Genomic DNA, 1,035 nt, shown 5'->3' on the forward strand with positions numbered 1-1,035 from the left:
TTATCTCATCAAAACTACTGTTCCCATTCGGATTATATCATCTTCAGTTTTAATCTCATTAAATCTTATTTTCCAAAGATATGTTCCTGATTTAACTATTTTTCCTCCATAGGTTCCATCCCATCCAACGTTGTAATCATTTGATTCAAATATTACTTCTCCCCAGCGGTTGAAAATTTCCAGCTTATAGTTTTGAGGATCTACTCCAACTGTCATTACAGGTAAAAACGTATTGTTTACATCATTTCCATCTGGAGTAAATGCATTAGGAACATAAAAAATTGTTTGATCCACTACTGGTACTTCCTTTATAATAGAATCTACACAACCCTTATCTGAATATACAACAAGTAAAACTTCATAAGTATCTTCTATTCCTAATGGAAAAGTGAAACTTGGATTCGCTTGTGAACTTACACCTAATCCATCAAAATCCCATTGATTGATTGCATTAAGCTGAGATTTGTTATTGAAGTCAACTGTTGGATCATCTGAATAAATTGTTGCTGGAGAAAAATCAAAATCTGCAATTGGATCTGGATTCACACAAATCATATTTGGGTTGGTTAATGTTGCAGAACAAAAGTTATCTGTTTCAATTGTTAAATCGATATCATAACACCTTACTTCATCAAAAGTGTAAGTCATATTTTGATTCGTTCCAACTTGAATACCATCAACAAACCAAGTGAAGTTTGTTGTTCCATTTACTTGAGTTATATCTGTAAAATCAACTGTTAATGGACTACAACCTTCCAATAAATTTGATGTGAAATCAATATTGGCAATTTCAGTTATTTCAATAAATGCCAATGATGTATCATTATCACATGGCGAATCATTAGTCACTACATATTGGAAAGTATAGGTGTCTTTTGCTAAGTTATCCATTGTGAAAACACCCGTTGTAGGATCAAACACAGAGTTTGGAAAACCATCTAAAGAGGTCCAAGTTCCAGGATTATTTACAGTTAAAAAATTGTTTAAGTCTGTTGTTCCAGTATTACAGAAATGTTCATTCATATCTGCTCCGGC

1 protein-coding gene is annotated in these 1,035 nt (G+C 32.6%); it reads right to left on the minus strand.

Going from position 1 to position 1,035, the window contains the following annotated elements; translation table 11 throughout:
• Window positions 1-1,035: T9SS type B sorting domain-containing protein (locus C6368_RS16990; RefSeq protein ID WP_159038671.1), on the minus strand; the 1,035-nt coding region annotated here is incomplete at its 5' end.

The organism is Brumimicrobium mesophilum, from assembly GCF_003025005.1.
GTDB lineage: Bacteria > Bacteroidota > Bacteroidia > Flavobacteriales_D > Crocinitomicaceae > Brumimicrobium > Brumimicrobium mesophilum.